This is a genomic window from Burkholderia sp. MSMB617WGS, from assembly GCF_001532025.2.
Classification (GTDB): Bacteria; Pseudomonadota; Gammaproteobacteria; order Burkholderiales; family Burkholderiaceae; genus Burkholderia; species Burkholderia savannae.
In genome coordinates this window covers 2,442,253-2,461,554 of sequence record NZ_CP013457.1, presented here as the reverse complement: position 1 = coordinate 2,461,554, position 19,302 = coordinate 2,442,253, and the positions used below count along the sequence as shown (strand labels likewise).

Annotated in this window: 17 protein-coding genes; 10 read left to right on the top strand and 7 right to left on the bottom strand. The window is 71.2% G+C overall.

Annotated elements, in window-relative coordinates:
- Positions 1 to 187 precede the first annotated feature (187 nt).
- The 5 genes from WT60_RS12055 to WT60_RS12030 all read left to right on the top strand — a co-directional run bounded on the left by WT60_RS12055 (position 188) and on the right by WT60_RS12030 (position 5,847).
- Complete coding sequence (locus WT60_RS12055) at positions 188 to 1,336, top strand: iron-containing alcohol dehydrogenase (RefSeq protein ID WP_038751325.1); 1,149 nt, start codon at positions 188 to 190, stop codon at positions 1,334 to 1,336.
- Positions 1,337 to 1,544: 208 nt separating this feature from the next.
- The gene (locus WT60_RS12045) at positions 1,545 to 1,997 is read left to right on the top strand and encodes a thioesterase family protein (RefSeq protein WP_059583054.1); all 453 of its coding nucleotides are present in this window, start codon (positions 1,545 to 1,547) and stop codon (positions 1,995 to 1,997) included.
- Between the two features lie 4 nt (positions 1,998 to 2,001).
- On the top strand, positions 2,002 to 2,937 hold the full coding sequence (locus tag WT60_RS12040; protein ID WP_060355967.1) for a branched-chain amino acid ABC transporter permease: 936 nt from the start codon (positions 2,002 to 2,004) through the stop codon (positions 2,935 to 2,937).
- Positions 2,930 to 5,146, top strand: coding sequence for a branched-chain amino acid ABC transporter ATP-binding protein/permease (locus WT60_RS12035; RefSeq protein ID WP_060355968.1), 2,217 nt, complete (start codon positions 2,930 to 2,932; stop codon positions 5,144 to 5,146). The genes WT60_RS12040 and WT60_RS12035 overlap by 8 nt, the downstream gene beginning before the upstream one ends.
- Positions 5,143 to 5,847, top strand: a complete 705-nt coding sequence (locus WT60_RS12030) for an ABC transporter ATP-binding protein (protein ID WP_038751317.1) — start codon at positions 5,143 to 5,145, stop codon at positions 5,845 to 5,847. The genes WT60_RS12035 and WT60_RS12030 overlap by 4 nt, the downstream gene beginning before the upstream one ends.
- Before the next feature lie 212 nt (positions 5,848 to 6,059).
- Here the strand turns inward: WT60_RS12030 and iolB are convergent, their stop codons facing one another.
- From iolB to WT60_RS11995, 7 genes are all read right to left on the bottom strand, one after another.
- Positions 6,060 to 6,863 carry a 5-deoxy-glucuronate isomerase gene (iolB, locus tag WT60_RS12025; RefSeq protein ID WP_060355969.1) on the bottom strand — a complete coding sequence of 268 codons (804 nt, stop codon included), beginning with the start codon at positions 6,861 to 6,863 and terminating at the stop codon, positions 6,060 to 6,062.
- The gene (gene iolE, locus WT60_RS12020) at positions 6,864 to 7,826 is read right to left on the bottom strand and encodes a myo-inosose-2 dehydratase (protein WP_236860815.1); all 963 of its coding nucleotides are present in this window, start codon (positions 7,824 to 7,826) and stop codon (positions 6,864 to 6,866) included. It lies immediately after the preceding gene.
- Entirely contained in the window at positions 7,823 to 9,838 is a 2,016-nt protein-coding gene (gene iolD, locus WT60_RS12015) for a 3D-(3,5/4)-trihydroxycyclohexane-1,2-dione acylhydrolase (decyclizing) (protein WP_060355970.1), read from the bottom strand. The genes iolE and iolD overlap by 4 nt, the downstream gene beginning before the upstream one ends.
- Positions 9,839 to 9,848: 10 nt before the next feature.
- Complete coding sequence (gene iolC, locus WT60_RS12010; protein WP_038751311.1) at positions 9,849 to 11,846, bottom strand: 5-dehydro-2-deoxygluconokinase; 1,998 nt, start codon at positions 11,844 to 11,846, stop codon at positions 9,849 to 9,851.
- Between the two features lie 13 nt (positions 11,847 to 11,859).
- Entirely contained in the window at positions 11,860 to 12,660 is an 801-nt protein-coding gene (locus WT60_RS12005; RefSeq protein ID WP_059583075.1) for an ATP-binding cassette domain-containing protein, read from the bottom strand.
- Positions 12,661 to 12,672: 12 nt separating this feature from the next.
- Complete coding sequence (locus WT60_RS12000; RefSeq protein ID WP_060355971.1) at positions 12,673 to 13,818, bottom strand: ABC transporter permease; 1,146 nt, start codon at positions 13,816 to 13,818, stop codon at positions 12,673 to 12,675.
- Between the two features lie 100 nt (positions 13,819 to 13,918).
- A complete protein-coding gene (locus WT60_RS11995) occupies positions 13,919 to 14,968 on the bottom strand; it encodes a sugar ABC transporter substrate-binding protein (protein ID WP_060355972.1) in 1,050 nt (349 codons plus the stop codon).
- A 241-nt stretch (positions 14,969 to 15,209) separates the two neighbouring features.
- On the opposite strand from WT60_RS11995, the gene WT60_RS11990 reads away from it, so the two are divergent.
- The 5 genes from WT60_RS11990 (at position 15,210) to WT60_RS11965 (ending at position 19,244) form a co-directional block, all read left to right on the top strand.
- Positions 15,210 to 16,091, top strand: a complete 882-nt coding sequence (locus WT60_RS11990; protein ID WP_038751425.1) for a MurR/RpiR family transcriptional regulator — start codon at positions 15,210 to 15,212, stop codon at positions 16,089 to 16,091.
- The gene (gene iolG, locus WT60_RS11985; RefSeq protein ID WP_060355973.1) at positions 16,084 to 17,118 is read left to right on the top strand and encodes an inositol 2-dehydrogenase; all 1,035 of its coding nucleotides are present in this window, start codon (positions 16,084 to 16,086) and stop codon (positions 17,116 to 17,118) included. The genes WT60_RS11990 and iolG overlap by 8 nt, the downstream gene beginning before the upstream one ends.
- Positions 17,119 to 17,130: 12 nt before the next feature.
- Entirely contained in the window at positions 17,131 to 18,168 is a 1,038-nt protein-coding gene (locus WT60_RS11980) for a Gfo/Idh/MocA family oxidoreductase (RefSeq protein WP_038751302.1), read from the top strand.
- Positions 18,169 to 18,315: 147 nt separating this feature from the next.
- Complete coding sequence (locus WT60_RS11970; RefSeq protein WP_004193727.1) at positions 18,316 to 18,546, top strand: sulfurtransferase TusA family protein; 231 nt, start codon at positions 18,316 to 18,318, stop codon at positions 18,544 to 18,546.
- Between the two features lie 311 nt (positions 18,547 to 18,857).
- Positions 18,858 to 19,244 (top strand): hypothetical protein, encoded by a 387-nt coding sequence (locus WT60_RS11965; RefSeq protein WP_038751300.1) that lies wholly within the window; start codon positions 18,858 to 18,860, stop codon positions 19,242 to 19,244.
- Positions 19,245 to 19,302 lie beyond the last annotated feature (58 nt).

Genomic DNA, 19,302 nt, shown 5'->3' with positions numbered 1-19,302 from the left:
CTTGCGCCGCGCCTCTTGGAATTTGCCGCAATCTATGCTTTTCTGTGCGGCACGCCCCGCGTGCGCCGCGCCCGGCGTCGCATGTTCGCCCGGACGAAGGCCGCTTGTCCAGCGCCGGGCGGCGCATCGGCCGCGCGCGAACGTGCCGCCCGGCGATTCGAACGAGCGCGACCGAAGGAGACTTCCCGTGGCCTACATTTATTACCTGACGCACATTCATCTCGGCGACGACGCGCTCGCGATGCTCAAGGCCGAATGCGCGCGAAGCGGCATCGCGCGCCCGCTCGTCGTGACGGACAAGGGCGTCGCGGCGGCGGGGCTCGTCGATCGCGCGCTGGACGCGCTCGGGGCGGGTGCGCTGCCCGTGTTCGACGATACTCCGTCGAATCCGACCGAAGCCGCCGTGCTCGCCGCCGCGGCGCGCTACCGCGACGAAGGCTGCGACGGGCTCGTCGCGGTCGGCGGCGGCTCGGCGATCGATCTCGCGAAAGGCGTCGCGATCGCGGCGACGCATCCGCTGCCGCTCGCGCGATACGCGACGATCGAAGGCGGCAGCGAGCGGATCACCGCGGCCGTCGCGCCCCTCGTCGCGGTGCCGACGACCTCGGGCACGGGCAGCGAGGTCGCGCGCGGCGCGATCCTGATCCTCACTGACGGCCGCAAGCTCGGTTTCCATTCGTGGCACCTGCTGCCGAAGGCGGCGATCTGCGATCCGTCGCTGACGCTCGGCCTGCCGCCCGGCCTCACGGCCGCGACCGGCATGGACGCGATCGCGCACTGCATCGAAACGTTCCTCGCGCCGGCGTTCAACCCGCCCGCCGACGGCATCGCGCTCGACGGCCTCGAGCGCGCGTGGGCGCACATCGAGCGCGCGACGCACGACGGCGGCGACCGCGCCGCGCGTCTTGCGATGATGAGCGCGTCGATGCAGGGCGCGATGGCGTTCCAGAAGGGGCTCGGCTGCGTGCATTCGCTGTCGCATCCGTTGGGCGGCGTGAAGGTGAACGGCAAGACGTCGCTGCATCACGGCACGCTGAACGCGGTCGTGCTGCCCGCGGTGCTGCGTTTCAACGAAAGCGCGGCGAGCGTGGTCGCCGAGCGCCGCTATGCGCGGATGCGCCGCGTGATGAATCTGCCCGAGCGCGCGGATCTGCCGCAGGCGCTGCACGACATGACCGCGCGCCTCGGCCTGCCGACGGGACTCCGGCAAATGGGCGTCGACGAGCGCGTGTTCGAGCACGTGATCGAAGGCGCGCTCGTCGATCATTGCCACAAGACGAATCCGCGCGTCGCGACGGCGGACGACTACCGGCGCATGCTCGTCGAATCGCTGTGACGGCGCCGCGCGCGGTTTCGCCGGCATCTTCTGCGGCGTGTCCGCGGTTGCGTTCGTCAGCGCGTTCGTCAGCGCGTTCACCGGCGATTCCGGGCGACGCGGCGACGCCGCCCGATCGCGCAGCCGCCGCCTCGCCGTCGCGCCGCCGTGCGGCGTGCGACCATCCTCAACCCATCGTCAAGCAACCGTCCTTTCGCATCGCGCCGACATGTCCTCAGCCAAACCCGTTCCGCTGCCGCGCAGCGCCTACCGCCATTTCCTGCCGATCACGACGCGCTGGATGGACAACGACGTCTACGGGCACGTGAACAACGTCGTCTACTACAGCTACTTCGACACGGTCGTCAACGAATACCTGATCCGCCGCGGCGTGCTTGACGTCGAGCACGGCGAGACGATCGGCCTCGTGGTCGAGACGCAGTGCAACTACTTCGCGCCGCTCGTGTTTCCGCAGCGCGTCGAAGCGGGGCTGCGGGTCGCGCGGCTCGGCTCGTCGAGCGTGCTCTACGAGGTCGGCCTGTTCGCCGACGGCGACGCGTCGGCCGCCGCGCAAGGGCATTTCGTGCACGTGTACGTCGATCGCGCGACGCGCCGTCCGGTGCCGCTGCCCGAGCCGTTGCGCGCCGCGCTCGCGCCGCTCGCCGCGCCGCAGGCGGCCTGACGCGGTGCAGTCGATCGTCGTCAATCTGCTGAACGGCCTGAGCTACGGGCTGTTGCTGTTCATGCTGTGCGCGGGGCTCACGCTGATCTTCAGCATGCTGGGCGTGCTGAACTTCGCGCATGCGAGCTTCTACATGCTCGGCGCGTATGCCGGCTACGCGATTGCCGCGCGCACGAGTTTCTGGGTCGCGCTCGTCGCCGCGCCGCTCGTCGTCGGCGCGCTCGGCGCGTTGTGCGAACGCGCGCTGCTGCGGCGGGTGAGGGCGAGCGGCCATCTCGACGAATTGCTGCTCACGTTCGGGCTCGCGTATCTGATCGCCGAGGGCGTGAAGCTCGTCTGGGGGCTCGCGCCGCTCGCCGCCCCCGTGCCCGCCGCGCTCGACGGCGCCGCGTTCACCGTCGACGGCGCGGTGTTTCCGCGCTATCGCGTGTTCATGATGATCGTGTCGGTCGCGATGCTCGGCGCGTCGTGGGCGATGCTGCGCGTGTCGCAGACGGGGCTCGTCGTGCGCGCGGCGCTCACGCATCGTGCGGCGGTCGAGGCGCTCGGCCACGACGTGCCGCGCGTGATGACGCTCGTGTTCGGCGCGGGCACGGCGCTCGCCGCGCTCGCGGGCGTGATCGGCGCGCCGCTCGCGGTGATCGAGCCCGCGATGGCGCAGACGCTCGGCTCGGTCGTGTTCGCGGTGATCGTGATCGGCGGGCTCGGCTCGCTCGCGGGCGCGCTCGTCGCGTCGCTCGCGGTCGGTTGCGCGCAGACGTTCGCGACGGCGAGCCGAGCGTCGCTCGGCGACGCGGGCGAATGGGCGGGCATCGCGTTGCCCGACGCGTGGCGCGCGCTGACGCTCGCGCCGCTCGCGCCGCTGATTCCGTATCTGCTGCTCGTCGCGGTGCTCGCGTGCCGCGCGCGCGGCCTGCTCGGCGAGCGCGACGATGTCTAGCGCGGCCGTGCGAAGCCGTCTGGCCGCCGCGCTGCCGTGGCTCGCGCTCGTCGCGCTGCTCGCCGCGCCCGCGCTCGCGTGGCCGCGCGGCTGGGTGCTCGGCTATCTCGCGCAGACGGCCGCGATGATCGTGCTCGCGCTGTCGTACAACCTGCTGCTCGGCACGACGGGACTGCTGTCGTTCGGACACGCGGCGTTCGCCGGGCTCGGCGCGTTCGCCGCCGCGCACGGGTTCAATCGCTACGGCCTGCCGCTGCCGCTCGTGCCGCTCGCCGGCGGCGTCGCGGGCGCGGGCTTCGGCGCGCTGTTCGGCTTCATCGCGACGCGGCGCGCGGGCACCGCGTTCGCGATGATCACGCTCGGGCTCGGCGAGCTCGTCGCGGCCGCCGCGTGGAGCGTGCCCGACTGGTTCGGCGGCGCGGGCGGCGTGTCGATCGACCGGGCGAGCGGCCCCGCGCTCGGCGCGTGGGATTTCGGCAAGCCGGCGCAGGCGTATGCGCTGATCGCGATCTGGTGCGTCGTCGCGGCGGCCGCGATGCGCGCGCTCGTGCGCACGCCGCTCGCGCGGCTCGCGAACGCGGTGCGCGACAACCCGGCGCGCGTCGCCGCGCTCGGCACCGATCCGCGCCGCGTACGCTACGCGATGGCGATCGCGGCGGCGTTTTTCGCGGGCGTGTCGGGCGCGCTGACGCTGATCGACGTCGAGGTCGCCACGTCGGAGAGCGTCGGCATGCTGCGCTCGGGCGCGGTGCTGTTCGCGGCCGTGATCGGCGGTGCGACGAGCTTCTTCGGGCCCGCCGTCGGCGCGGTGCTGCTGACGTTCTTCAGCGTGTTCGTCGCGAGCGTGTCGCGCGCGTGGCTGCTGTATCTGGGGCTGCTGTTCGTCGCGGTCGTGCTGGCGGCGCCGGGCGGCGCGAGCGGCTGGCCGCGCGCGCGGCGCGAGGCGCGGCGGCGCGGCGGCGCGCGCTTCGACTGGCGGCGCGAGCTGCTCGGCGCGCTCGCGGCGCTCGCGGGCGGCGTCGCGATCGTGTTCGTCGTCGAGCTCGCGTATGCGCTGCGGTTCGCGCAAGACGACGCACGGCGCGCCGTCATCGGGCTCTGGCGGTTCGATGCAGGCGCGCCGCTAGGCTGGGCGGTCGCGGCGGCCGCGGCGGCGATCGGCGCGGGGTTCGCGCAGGCGGCGCGGCGGCGCGGCGCGAATCGTGCTCGTGCGGATCTCGCGGATCGCTTCGATCGCGTGATTCGCGCGAATGCCTCGGATGATTCGAATGCTCGGGACATCGATGCGGCCGGCGCGCCCGGCATGCCGTACGCGAGCGGCGCAGCCGGCGCAGGCGGCAAGGCGAGCGCGCTTGCGCCCCGTGCGGCGGTTGCCTCCGACGACGCAGCCGCGCTCGCAGCCCGCGCCTCGGCCGCCGCGGCCGATCCCGAGCGCGCGAGCGCCCACGCGGCGACCGCGCCTGCCGCGTTGCGCCTGACGAACGTCGGCAAGTCGTTCGGCGCGACGCCGGTTCTCGTCGGCGTCGATCTGACGATCCGCGCCGGCGAGCGCCATGCGTTGATCGGCCCGAACGGCGCCGGCAAGTCGACGCTCTTCAACCTGATCGCGGGCGCGCTCGCGCCGACGCATGGCCGCATCGAGCTGAACGGCACCGATCTCGGGCGGCGCGGCCCGCATGCGGTCGCGCGCCTCGGGCTCGCGCGCAGCTTCCAGCAGACGAGCGTGTTCGCGCGGATGAGCGTCTACGACAACCTGCGCTGCGCGGCGCTCCACGCGCCGCGGCAGCGCCGCCGCTGGCGCAACCGGCTCGCGGGCGCCGCCGAGATCGATCGCGCCGCCGACGCCGCGCTCGCGTCGATCGGCCTCGCCGCGCATCGCGACGCGCTCGCGGGCAGCCTGAGCTACGCGGAGCAGCGCGCGCTCGACGTGGGCCTCGCGCTCGCGAGCGGCGCGTCGGTGTTCCTGTTCGACGAGCCGACGGCCGGCATGAGCCGCGAGCAGGCGCGGCGCACGATCGCGCTGATCCGGCGCGCGACGGCGGGCAGGACGGTGCTGATGATCGAGCACGACATGGACGCGGTGTTCGGCTTCGCCGATCGCGTATCGGTGCTCGTGCGGGGCGAGCTCGTCGCGACCGGCGCGCCCGCGGCGATTCGCGCGAACGCGGCCGTGCGCGCCGCGTATCTCGGCGAGGCGTTCGAGCGATGAGCGCGTTGCTCGAACTGCGCGGCGTGCGCGCCGGATACGGCGCGCTGCCGGTGCTCGACGGCGTCGACCTGCGGATCGCGGCGGGCGAGGCCGTCGCGCTCGTCGGCCGCAACGGCTCGGGCCGCTCGACGCTCGCGAAGGCGGTCATCGGAATCGTGCGGGCGGCGGGGACGGTGCGCGTCGACGGCGTCGACGTCGCGGGCGCGCCGCCGTTCGAGATCGCGCGGCGCGGCGTCGGCTACGTCGCCGAGAGCCGCGACGTGTTTGCGTTGCTGAGCGTCGAGGACAATCTGCGGCTCGGCTTGCGCGGCATGTCCGGCGCGGCTGCGCGCGCGGCGCTCGCCGACGCGCGCCGGCGCTATCCGATGCTCGCCGAGCGCTGGCGGACGAAGGCGGGCGTGCTGTCGGGCGGCGAGCAGCAGATGCTCGCGCTCGCGCGCGCGCTGATCGGCGCGCCGCGCGTGCTGATCGTCGACGAGCCGGCCGAAGGGCTCGCGCCGCTCGCGGTCGAGCAGGTGCGCGCGTGTCTTGCCGACGCGAAGGCGCAAGGCGTCGCGCTGCTCCTGATCGAGCAGCGGATGCAGCTCGCGCCCGCGCTCGCGGCGCGCGTCGCGGTGATGGGGCGGGGGAGAATCGTCTACGACGGCGCGGCGAATGCGCTCGATGCGGGAATCGTCGAGCGTTGGCTGAGCGTCGGTTGACGGGCGGCGGGGCGGACGGCCGCGTCGAACTCGCGCGAGCGGTGCGCCGATCTTGCGGCGCGGGCGGCGATCGCGCGCCGGCTGGCCGCCAAATGGTCGCTGATTGGCCGCTGATTGGCCGCTGATTGGTCGCCGATTGGTCGCCGATTGGTCTCCGGCCGGCCACCGAATGTCCACCGAATGGCCGCCCGGCAGCCGCCGCGGTTTCGCCGTCACCGCCCGCCGCTCAGCAGCCACTCGTGCGCCGGATCGTTCTTGAAGTGCCACACGCGGCTCGGCCCGGCCATCACGTTCAGGTAGTACGACTCGTACCCGTATGGCACGACGACCGGGTGATAGCCGCGCGGCACCAGCACGACGTCGTGATCGCAGACGGCCATCGATTCGTCGATGTCGCGCGAATCGGTGTACACGCGCTGGAACACGAAGCCCTGCGGCGGATGCACGCGGTGGTAGTACGTCTCTTCGAGCGCGCTTTCGGCGGGCGCGTTGTCGGTGTCGTGCTTGTGCGGCGGATAGCTCGACGAATGCCCGGACGGCGTGCGCACCTCGACGACGAGGAGCGACTCGGCGGGCTCGGTCTGCGGCAGGATATCGCAGACGTAGCGCGTGTTCGCGCCGCTGCCGCGCACCGAGCGCCGCATCTGCGACGGCTTGATGAGCCGCGCCGGATAGCGTCCGGCCGCGGGCGCGCTCGCGACGCCGAGCTCCGCGTCGCGCGACGCGCGCACGGCGACGGATCGCATCGGCGGCAGGTACAGCGCGTACGGCGCGACGCCGTCGAACACGCTGTCGCGCGAGCCGAGCCCGGTCCAGCGGGTGCCGTCGTCCGCCTCGACGTCGACGGTGCCCGACAGCACGACGATGCACATCTCGCGCGCGGCCTCGGCGAGCGCGAGCGCCTCGCCCGCCTTCAGCCGATACGCGGCGAAGCCGACGTGCTTCCAGTGCGCCGATTCCGGCGTGACGCGCGCGATCGACGCGCCGTCGGCCGCGCCCTTGACGAGCAGACTCATTTAAGCGGCCTCCTGGTCGACGGGATCGACGGGATCGACGGGATCGACGGGATCGACGGGATCGACGGGCGGGAGCGGCGCGTCCACGAGCGCGCGCAGCGTCCGATAGCCCTTTTGCGCGTACGCGTAGCTCGGCGCGACGGCCGGGTCCTGCTCGGCCTCGACGACGAGCCAGCCGCGATAGCCGTGGCGCTTCAGCATGCCGACGATCGTCGGGAAATCGATCGCGCCGTCGCCCGGCACCGTGAACGCGCCGGCGATCACCGCGTCGAGGAAGCTCCAGTCGCGGTTGCGCGCGAGCCTGATCACGGCCGGGCGCACGTCCTTGCAATGGACGTGGCACACGCGGCCGATGTGCTTCGCGAGCTCGGCGACCGGATCGCCGCCGCCGAACGTCATGTGCCCGGCGTCGAACAGGAGGCCCACCGCGTCGCTCGTGCTCGCCATCAGCCGGTCGACGTCGGCGGGGGATTCGACGTATGCGCCCATGTGATGGTGATAGCCGAGCCGCACGCCCTGCGAGCGCGTGTAGCGCGCGAACGCGTCGACGCGTTCGGCGTACGCGTCCCAGCGCGCGTCGTCGACGAAGCGCGGGCGCTGGTAGAGCGGCGCGGGCGAGCCCTGGATCGTGCCCGCCACTTCGCCGTAGACCATCACGCTCGCGCCGTTTTTCGCGAGCAGCTCCAGGTGCGGGCCGACCGCGTCGATCTCTTCCTGCACGCCGCGCTCGGCGAGCCGGCCCGAATGCCAGCCGGACACGAGCGACAGATCGTACTGCGCGAGCAGCGCCTTCAGCGCCTGCGGCTCGCGCGGAAACTTGTTGCCGAGCTCGAAGCCTTCATAGCCGATCTCGCGGCCCTCGGTCAGCGCGACGGACAGCGGCGTCTCGCCGCCGAGCGACGGCAAGTCGTCGTTCATCCACGACAGCGGATTGATGCCGATACGGATCTCGGGTGTGCTCATGTCGATGATTCCGGGGTAGAGGTCGAAGGCGAAGCGGGGGCCACGCCGGCGCGCGCGGCGAGCCGCCGCTCGTAGTTCGCGCGCGCGTCGCGCACCGCATCGCGCGGCGACACTTCGGGCACCGCGACTTCCCACCACCAGCCGCCGTCGGGCGTCGTGCGGGCGGGGTCGGTGTCGATGCAGATCACGTATGTGCGATCGGACGCGCGGGCGCGCGCCATCGCCGCTTCGAGCGCGGCGACGTCCGCGACGTGCTCCGCGTGCGCGCCCAACGCGCGCGCGTGCGCGGCGAAATCGATGCGCGGCGCGCCGAGCGGGCCCTGCACGCAGTCGTCGAACAGGTTGTTGAACGGCGCGCCGCCGCACGCCTGCTGCAGCCGGTTGATGCAGCCGTAGCCGCGGTTGTCGAGCACGACGACGACGAGCTTCGCGCCGAGCATCACCGACGTCGCGATCTCGCTGTTCATCATCAGATAGCTGCCGTCGCCGACCATCACGATCACTTCACGCGCGGGTCTGGCGAGCTTCGCGCCGAGGCCGCCCGCGATCTCGTAACCCATGCACGAATAGCCGTATTCGACGTGATAGCCGCCCGGCGCCGCCGCGCGCCAGAGCTTGTGCAGCTCGGCGGGCAGCGTGCCCGCGGCGCACACGGCGATGTCGCGCACGGCCGAGTCGGGCGCCGAGCGCTGCACCGCGCCGATCACGTCGGCGTCGTACGGCAGCGCGCCCGCGCGCTGCGGCGCGTGCGTGAGCGCGTTCACCGCGTCGCGCCATTCGCTCGCGAGCGAGCGCGCGCGGGCCGTCCACGCGGCGTCGGCGCGCCAGCCTTCGAGGCGCGCGCCGAGCGCGTCGAGCGCGAGCCGCGCGTCGGCCTGCACGATCGACGCGCGGTGTTTCAGCGCATCGAATGCGTTCGCGTTGATGCCGACGACGCGCGCCTGCGCGAACAGCGTGTTCGAGCCCGTCGTGAAATCCTGCAGCCGCGTGCCGAGCGCGATCACGCAGTCGGCGTCGTTCGCGAGCGCGTTCGCGGCGGGCGAGCCCGTCACGCCGACGGCGCCCGCGTTCAGCGGATGATCCCACGGCAGCGCGCTCTTGCCGGCCTGCGTCTCGCCCACCGGAATGCCGTGCCGCTCGGCGAACGCGGCGAGCGCGGCCGCGCCGCCCTCGCTGTACAGCGCGCCGCCGCCCGCGACGATGAACGGGCGCTTCGCCGCGCGCAATTGCGCGAGCGCCGCGTCGAGCTCCGCTTCGACGGGCGCGGGCGCATGGAACGTGACGACGCGCGGCGCGAAGAACTCGGCCGGATAGTCGTACGCCATCGACTGCACGTCCTGCGGCAGCGCGAGCGTGACCGGGCCGCAGAGCGCCGCGTCGGTCAGCACGCGCAGCGCGCGCGGCAGCGCGCTCAGCAACTGGGCCGGGTGCACGATCCGGTCGAAATAGCGCGACACGGCCTTGAACGCGTCGTTCGCCGAAAGCCCGCCGTCGTGGAAATCCTCGATCTGCTGCAGCACCGGGTCCGGCGCGCGCGACACGAACACGTCGCCCGGCAGCAGCAGCACCGGCAGCCGGTTCACGTGCGCGAGCGCCGCCGCCGTGACGAGGTTCGTCGCGCCGGGGCCGATCGACGTCGTCACGGCCATCATCCGGCGGCGCAAGTGCGCCTTCGCGTAGGCGATCGCGCTGTGCGCCATCGCCTGCTCGTTGTGCGCGCGGTAGGTCGGCAACGCGTCGCGGTGCTGATGGAGCGCCTCGCCGAGGCCGGCGACGTTGCCGTGCCCGAAGATCGCGAACACGCCGCCGAAGAGGGGCGCGCCGCCGTCGGCCAGGCCGCCGCCGCCGTCGCCGTCGTCGTTCGCCGCGACGCGCTGCGCGGCCAGATACCGCACGAGCGCCTGCGCGGCGGTCAGCCGGATCGTGCCGCGCGCGTTCGCGGCCGGATCGCCGATGATGTCGTTCACGCTGGAATCCCGTCGGGTTTCGTCATCCGTTGCTCTGCGATTCATGCGCAGGCTCCTAGGCGGCCGCGCGCCGCGCGGCCGCGTGCCCGTCGCGCGCGCCGCTTTGCGCGCGCGCCGCGCGCCACGCGCCGATCAGCGTCTCGAACGTCCGCCGCACGCGCGCGATCAGCTCGGCGTCGCCGATCTCGCCGGCGAGCCACGCGCGGCTCGGCTCGTGGAAGATCGTGCGGCCGACCGTGAAGCCGCGGCACGTGGCGGACGCGGCCGCCGCCTTGAAGCCGTCGACGAGCTCGTCGACGGGCGCGGACAGGCCGAGCAGCACGACGCCGCGGCAGTGCGGATCGCGCTCGGCGATCAGCGCGTCGATCGCCTGCCATTGCGCGGCGTCGAGCGGCGCGAGCTTCCACCATTCCGGCTGGATGCCGAGGTTGTACAGGCGCTTGAGCGCGCGGTGCACGGTGTCGGCCGCCTGCGGCAGATCCGCGCGGCGCGGCGGGATCACTTCGAGCAGCAGCTCGTGGCCGCTCGCCTGCACCGCGTCGTACAGCGCGCGCAGCTGCGTTTCCTGCTCGATCCGCTGCTCGGCGGTTTCGTCCGGATGGTATTGAACGAGGCACTTCGCGACGTGCTCCTGCGGCCACGACACGAGCGTCGTGCCGATCGAGCGGCCGTGATCGAATTCGAGCGGCAGCGATCCGGGCAGCTCGACCGGGCGGCCGATCCACCAGCCGCGGCCCGTCGCGTCGTTGAGCGCGTCCTGGCCGTAGCGGTCGTCGATCAGCACGCCGATCCGGCCGGCGAGCCCGAGCTGCGCCTGCGTCTGCGCGACCGCCTCGACGAACAGGCGCTTGAGCGCTTCGATGCGCGCGACGCTCGCGCCCGTTTGCCGCGCGAGCTCGAAGAACTGATTGCGATGATCGAACGCGAAGCCGAGCACCTCGTCGCGCGGCGTGCGCGCGGGCGTCACGCGGTGCAGCCGCGCGAGCGTCGGATCGAGGTCGGGGCGGCGCATCCGCGCCGGATCGCGCTTCGCCTCGCCGAGGAAATGCGCGAGCTCGGCGGGCGTCGGCATCGCGGGCGAGCAGCCGTGCCGGGACACGACGAGCGCGCCGCACGCGTTCGCCGCGCGCGCCGCCTCGGCGAACGGCCGCCCGCGCAGCCATTGCGACAGGAAGCCCGACGCGAACGCGTCGCCCGCGCCGAGCACGTTCATCACCTCGACTTCGACGCCGCGGATGATCGGCAGCGCGTCGAGCGTCGCGGGCACGTCGCCGTCGACGATCGAGCAGCCGAGCGGCCCGCGCTTGACGACGAGCGCAGCGCACGTCACCGCGCGCACCATCGCGAGCGCGTCGAGCAGCGCGTCCTTGCCGCCCGCGATGCGGAATTCCTCCTCGGTGCCGATCACGACGTCGAACAGCGGCAAGATCCGCTGCAGGTGCGCGGTCACGCCTTCGTTCGCGACGAAGCGCGTCTCGCCGTCGGCCTTGTCCGTCAGGCCCCACAGCACGGGGCGATAGTCGATGTCGAGCACCGTGCGCACCTGGTTGCGGCGTGCGTAGTCGAGCGCGCGGCGGCTCGCGCGCATCACCCGCTCGGTCGAGAAGTGCGTGCCGGTGATGAGAAGCGCCTTCGACGACGCGATGAACGCCTCGTCGAAGTCGCTTTCGTCGAGCGCCATGTCCGCGCAGTTCTCGCGATGGAAAATGAGCGGAAACGTGTCGCGATCTTTCAGGCCGAGCAGCACGAGCGCGGTGAGGCGCTCGGGATCGGTGCGCAGGCGGCTCGTGTCGCAGCCTTCGCGCGCGAGCGTCTCGAGCACGAAACGGCCCATGTGATCGTGGCCCACGCGCGAGAGCATCGCCGATTTGAGGCCGAGCCGCGCGCAGCCGAACGCGATGTTGCCCGACGAGCCGCCGAGATATTTCGCGAAGCTCGACGCATCCTCGAGCCGCGCGCCGATCTGCTGCGCGTAGAGATCGACGGCGACGCGGCCGATGCAGATCACGTCGAGCGGGCGATTCTGCGAAAGGGGGAGAGTAGGGAAAGTCATCGCGAGTCCTGGATCAAATGGTCGCGCCGTCGAGTTCGGCGATCATCTTCTGCATCTCGGCGCCGCCCGCCATCATGTCGAGCACCTCGTTCTTGCTGATCGTGTCCTTCGTGAACGTGCCGAGCGAGCGGCCGCGGTTGAGCAGCGTGAACGAATCGCCGATCGGGTACGCGTGATGCACGTTGTGCGTGATGAAAATCACCGAGATCCCTTTCGCGCGCGCGGTGTGGATCAGCTTCAGCACGTTGAAGCTCTGCTTGACGCCGAGCGCGGCGGTCGGCTCGTCGAGGATCAGCACGCGCGCGCCGAAGTGGATCGCGCGCGCGATCGCGAGACACTGCCGCTCGCCGCCCGACATCGTGCCGATCGGCTGATGCGCGTCGCGCACGTTGATGCCCATTTCGGCGAGCTTCGCGCGGGCGATCTGCGCGCTCGCATCGAGATCCATCACGTTGACGAAGCCGAACAGCTTCTTCCGCGGCTCGCGGCCCATGAAGAAGTTGCGCGCGACCGACAGCAGCGGCACGAGCGCGAGATCCTGATAGACGGTCGCGATGCCGAGATCGAGCGCGTCCTTCGGCGATGCGAAGCGCACCGGCTCGCCGTCGACGAGGTACTGCCCGTCGGACGGCTGGTGCACGCCCGCGAGCGTCTTGATGAGCGTCGACTTGCCGGCGCCGTTGTCGCCGAGCAGGCAATGCACCTCGCCGCGCTTCAAGCGCAGCGTGACGCCCGACAGCGCGATCACCTTGCCGAAATACTTGCTGACGTTCTCGAGCGAGAGAATCGTATCGTTGGATGCTGAGGTGGACATGCTTGAACTCCGTTACGATTGCGACACGCGGCGGCGCACGTAGTGGTTGAACAGCACGGCGACGAGCAGCATCACGCCGAGGAACACGCGGAACCAGTCCGAGCTGATGTTCGTGTAGGTGATGCCGATCTGCACGACGCCGAAGATGAGCGCGCCGAACGCCGCGCCGATCACCGATCCGTAGCCGCCCGTGAGCAGCGTGCCGCCGATCACCGCGGCGATGATCGCCTCGAACTCCTTCTGCAGCCCGCGGTCGGCCGCGGCCGAGCCGATGTCGGCCACCTGCAGCACCGCGAACAGGCACGCGCAGAACGCGGTGAGCACGAACAGCGAGATCTTCACGCGGCGCACCGGCACGCCGACGTTCTTCGCCGCGTGCGCGTCGCCGCCCGACGCGAGTATCCAGTTGCCGTAGCGCGTCTTCGCGAGCACGAACGCGCCGATCGCGGTGACGGCGAACCACCACAGCAGCACCTTCGGCACGCCGGGCACGAGCGGCTCGCCGTTGTCGAGCACCTGGCCGACGCCTGCGTGCGCGAGCCAGCGGAACAGGTCGTGGAACGCGACGCCCTGGAACAGCAGGTGCACGACGGGGTCCGCATGCGCGTAGTCGCCGAGGCCCGAGACGATCGTGCGGTCGGCGAACATGATCGAGAGCGCGAGCGTCAAGCCGCGCAGGATGAACAGGAACGCGAGCGTGACGATGAACGAAGGCAGCTTCGTGCGCATCACGAGATAGCCGTTCAGCGCGCCGAGCGCCATCGAGCCCGCGAACGCGAACAGCACCGCGAGCCAGATCGGCCAGTGGAAGTAGACGGTCGGAATCGCGACCATCATCCCGGCGAAGCCGATCATCGAGCCGATCGACAGGTCGAACTCGCCCGCGACCATCAGCAGGCACGCGCCGACGGCGAGAATGCCGAGGTAGGCCGCGACCTGCGACCAGTTCATGATGCCGTCGAGATTGAACATCCCGGAGCCGCCCGCGCCGAACGCGAACACCGCGAACACGAGCGCGGCGCCGGAAATCGCGGCGAACTCGGGGCGATTGAGAAAGCGCTGGAACCACGCCTCGCCGCGCAGCCGCTCGTCGGACGCGGCGCCCGGCTGCGGCTTCTCGTGTGCATGCGCTGACATGTGCTTGCCGACTACACCCATGATGTCTCCTTGATGCCCGGCGCTCGGCGCGTTCGGCCCCGCTTCGCCGGTAAAGCGCGCGGGCGAGCGCCGCGCGTCGTACGACTCGATGCGATGGACGTTAGCGGTACTGGCCCGCGTACTTGAGCACCTTGTCGATGTTTTCCTTCGTGATGAAGCCCGGGCCCGAGCGGATGTTCTTCGGCCCGTACGACGGCTGCAGCCCGTAAGTCGAAAGCCGCGCCTGGAACTTCGGGTTCGCCTCGAGGATCTGGCGGATCTTCGCGGGATCGGCCGTCTTGTTCTGCTTGGCGATCGCGAGCACGGCGACCGGGATGTAGCCCTGCAGGTACGGCTGCTGGTCGATCGCGAACTTGATCGCGCCGCTCTGGATCGCCTTCGCGATGTCGTCGGAGAAATCGAACGTCGCGAAGAACAGCTTGTTCGCGAGGCCCATCTGCTGGACCGCCTTCAGCGTCGCCGCGGCGGGCACCGGGCCGAGCGTGAGGATCGCCTGCGTGTCCGGATGGTTGCGCAGATAGGCGCTCACCTTCGACTGGATTTCGGTCGGGTCCTGGCCGGAGTCGATCGTCGAGCTCTTGTAGTCGGCGCCGATCGCGTCCGCGAAGCCGCGGCAGCGGTCGAACGACACGCTGTTGGTCGCGATGTGGTTCACGCAGACGAAGCGCTTCACGCCCGCGGCCTTCGCCTTTTCGCCCGCCGCGCGGCCCGCGACGTACTCGGGCTGGCCGACGTGCATGATCGCGCCCAGTTGCGCGCTCTGCTCCTCGGTGCCGGAGTTGATCGTCACGAGCGGGATCTTCTTCGCGGCGACCTTCTTGATCGAGTTCTTCAGCACGTCGTAGTCGGCGATCGTCGTGATCACGCCGTCGTAGTCGCGCGCGGCCGATTGTTCGACCAGGCGCGCCATGTCGGCGATGTCGCCGTTCGGCGGATTGCGGTAGTCGGTCGTGACGTTGAAGTCCTCGTCCGCCTGCTTGATCGCGTTCTTGATCGTGTTCCACCACGAATCGGAATCCGGCGCGTGGCTGATCAGCACGAACCGGGCGTCCGCCGCGTGGGCGGCCGGGGCCGCGGCGAGCGCGCCCGCCGCGACGGCGATCGCGGCGACGCACGCGCGCAGGACGGCCTTGCCGGTGCAAAGTCTCATGTCTCCACCTTTCTCTGTGTGTCGTTATCGGGCGAACGCCGCTCGGGCCGCGTTCACGAGCAAGGTTAGGTCAACTCGCGGCCGATTGCAAAGAAAAGTTTATTAATTTTCTTGATGGAAAATTTGTTCCATTTTGCATCCGAAGTGCCTATACTCGGTTCACGACAAGACAAGGCGCCGGCTGCCTGTCGCGCCGCGCGCGATGCGCGGCGCGGAGCAGCGCCCGCCGGCCGGAACGGACATGGACGACACGACACAACCGGAGACGCCCGCCGTCGACGAGCTCCTGCAGCGGATCGCCGACGCGTACGACGCGCTGCCGCGCCAACTGAAGAGCATCGCCTCGTATATCGACGAGCACCGCTCGAGCGTGATGATGGATCGCACGGGCGACATCGCCGAGCGCTGCGGCGTGCATCCGTCCGCCGTCGTGCGCTTCGCGCAGCGCTTCGGCTTCTCCGGCTTCTCCGATCTGCAGGCCGTGTTCAAGGACGCGTACACGGGCCAGAACCCGAGCGTGCAGAGCTACCAGCAGCGAATCCGCAACCTGATCGACGGCAAGGCGGGCCCGATGACGGGCGGCGCGGTCGCGCGGCAGTTCATCGACGCGTCGCGCGCGGGGCTCGACGAGCTCGCGGCGGGCCTCGACGACGACCAGTTCGACGCGGCCGTCACGATGCTCGAGCGCGCCGAGAACATCTACGTGGTCGGCGTGCGCCGGTCGTTCCCGGTCGCGAGCTACATCGTGTATGCGCTGCAGCACACGGCCAAGCGCGTGCACCTCGTGTCCGGCCTCGGCGGCATGTACCGCGAGCAGATCCGCAGCGTGAAGAAGGGCGACGTCGTGATCGCGATCAGCTTCGCGCCGTACGGCAAGGAAACGCAGTACTGCCTGCGCGCCGCGCGCCACAACCATGCGCAGACGCTCGTCATCACCGACAGCCGCCTGTCGCCGCTCGCGCGCGACGCGAGCGCCCATTTGCTCGTGAAGGAGGGCAGCGCGTTCGCGTTCCGCTCGCTGACAAGCACGATCTGCCTGTGCCAGGCGCTTTTCATCGCGCTCGCGTACCGGCTGGAATTGAACGTCGAGGAAGTCAAGGACACTGGAGGATACGATGACTAATGCAGCACGGACGATCGCAGCGCCGACGATCGACGTCGCCGTGTTCGGCGCGGGGCGGATCGGCCGCATCCACGCGGGCAATCTCGCGCGCCGGCCCGGCGTGCGCCTGAAGTACGTGGTCGACGTGAACCGCGACGCGGCGGCCGCGCTCGCCGCGCAGCACGGCGCGCGGGTTGCCGACGTCGACGGCGCGCTCGGCGACGCGTCCGTCGGCGCAACGGTGATCTGCTCGAGCACCGACACGCACGCCGACCTGATCGCGGGCTCCGCGCGCGCGGGCAAGCACGTGTTCTGCGAGAAGCCCGTGGACCTGACGCTCGCGCGGGCGCGCGCGTGCGAGGCGGCCGTCGCGCACGCGAACGTCGTCTGCATGATCGGCTTCCAGCGCCGCTTCGATCCGACCTTCGAGGCGGCGAAGCGCCGCATCGACGCGGGCGAGATCGGCACGCCGGAGATGCTCGTCGTGACGAGCCGCGATCCGGGCGCGCCGGGCGTCGATTACATCAGGCGCTCGGGCGGGATCTTCAAGGACATGCTGATCCACGATTTCGACATCTTCCGCTGGATCTTGGGCGACGACGCCGACACGCTGCACGCGACGGGCAGCTGCCTGACCGATCCGGCGATCGCCGACGCGGGCGACATCGATTCGACCGCGGTCACGATCCGCACGAAGCGCGGCCGGCTTTGCCAGATCAACACGTCGCGCCGCGCCGCGTACGGCTACGACCAGCGCTTCGAGTTGCTCGGCAGCGACGGGATGCTGCAGGCGGGCAACCTGCGGCCGACCGAGGTGACGGGCTATTCGGCGAAGGCGGTGTCGACCGATCTGCCCGAGGCGTTCTTCCTCGAACGCTATCGCGCCGCGTACGCGCGCGAGATCGAGCATTTCTTCGCGGCGGTGACGAACGGCGAGCCCGTGCGCACGACGGTCGCCGACGGCGTGAAGGCGCTCGAGCTCGCCGAGGCGGCGACGCTGTCGTGGCGCGAAGGGCGCGCCGTGAAGCTCGGCGAAACGGCGGCCTGAAGGAGCGGCGCGATGACAGTCAGCCGCAGCGCCGCGCGCGTGCGCATCGGCATCGCGGGGCTCGGCCGGCTCGGCCGGCGCCATGCGGAGAACCTCGCGCGCCGCGTCGCGGGCGCTGAGCTCGCGGCCGCGTGCAGCCCTATCGCCGACGAATGCGCGTGGGCGCGCGACGCGCTCGGCGTGCCGCGCGTCTACGAGGATTTCGACGCGCTCGCGGCCGATCCGGGGCTCGATGCGCTGTGGCTCGTCACGCCGTCGGCGTTGCACGCGGACCAGATCGTCGCGGCGCTCGCCGCGGGCAAGCACGTGTTCTGCGAGAAGCCGCTGTCGCTCGATCTCGCCGAGTGCGAACGGGTGCTCGCCGAGGCGCGCGCGCGGCCGCATCTCGTCGCGACGATCGGCTTCATGCGCCGCTTCGATCCGAGCTATCGCGACGCGTACGCGCGCGTCGCGGCGGGCGCGATCGGCCGGCCGTTCCTCGTGCGCTCGCAGACCTGCGACCGGAACGATCCGGAAGGCTTCTTCGTGCGCTTCGCGCCGACCTCGGGCGGCATCTTCCTCGACTGCACGGTGCACGACATCGACGTCGCGCGGTGGCTGCTCGGCGCGCCGCGCGCGACGCGCGCGTACGCGGCGGGCGCGGTGGCGCTGCACGAGGGGCTGCGCGCGTGCGGCGACGTCGACAACGGCGTGGCGATCTGCGAGTTCGAAGGCGGCCGGCTCGCGATGTTCTACGCGTCGCGCACGATGGCGCACGGCAACGACACGCATTCGGAGGTGATCGGCACGGCGGGCGCGCTCGCGATCGGCCGCAACCCGCGCGCGAACCGCGTCGAGATCTACGACGCGGCGGGCATCCGCAACACCTGCACGCCGACATTCTTCGACCGTTTCGAAGAAGCGTTCCTGATCGAGGCGCAGGCGTTCGTCGCCGCGGTGCGGGGCGAGGGCGGCTCGGGCGGCGCGACGCTCGCGGATGCGCTCGAGGCGACGCGAATCGGCCATGCGTTGCGCGAGTCGCTGCAGACCGGGCGGGCGATCGAGCTGTAGCCCGGCGCGCGCGCCGCCGCCGTGCGCCGCGCGCATAGTCGCTCGTTCGCTCGTTCGCTCGCGCGCGGATGCGGATGGGGGCGCATGCGGTAGAATCTGTCGTTCCGACAGCGCCGCGACGGCGCGCCATTCGAAGGTCGAAAGCCGATGCTCATTCACAAGGAAGTGGACGCGCGCGGGCTCAATTGCCCGCTGCCGATCCTGCGCGCGAAGAAAGCGCTCGCCGATATGGAAAGCGGCCAAATTCTGAAGGTGCTCGCCACCGATCCCGGCTCGCAGCGCGACTTCGCCGCGTTCGCGAAACAGACGGGCAACGAGATCGTCGAATCGTCGACGACGCAGGACAAGACGTTCGTTTTCCTGATGCGCCGCCGCTGACGCGCGCGGCCGCGACGCCATGTCGTTCCGATGCCGCGCGGGCGTGCCCGGCGCGGCATTTTTCTTCGCACGTCGTCGCATGTCGTCGCATGTCGTCGCGCGCCGGCCGAGCGAGCGCGGCTGGCGGCCGCCGGCGGGCCTCGGGCGGCGCATCCGTCTAACAATCCTTAAACCAAGTTTCGCCGCGCGGTGCCTATACTGCGCTGTCGAGTCTCGTCTGCGGAATCGTGCCGTGCGTACGGCGGCCGCGGCCGGGACGCATCGCGAAGGACATGCCCCGTGCGTGTCGTTGCGGCAAACAGGGGGAGGTCATGCTGTTCAGATCGGGAACGATTCGGATACCGTTCGAGCCGAACGGCAGGGCGCGCGAGCGGGGGCGGCCGATCCAGCGCGTCGAGCTCGATCCCGAGCATGACCGCCACGCGCGCGCGGCGCTGGAAGCGTACGCGGATTCGAGCGCGGCCGAGATGCCGTGGCTCGCCGAATGGATGCGCGAAGCGCTCGGCGGTCCGCAGCCGGACCTGACGCGCTGCGCGGCGACTGTCGAGCGCGTGTTCGACCTCGCGCAAGCGTGGGCAGCCGGTCAGCCGGACTACGCGGGCGCCGCCTGGGAGCACGTGCGGGCGAGTCTGCATGACGCATTGCAACACGTGCCGCGCGCGGTCGCACGTGACGCTCTCGAGACCGATCCGGTCTGACGGGCGTTTTCACCACCGCGCCCGCCGGGCACAAAGCCGGCGGCGCGGCGTGCGATCC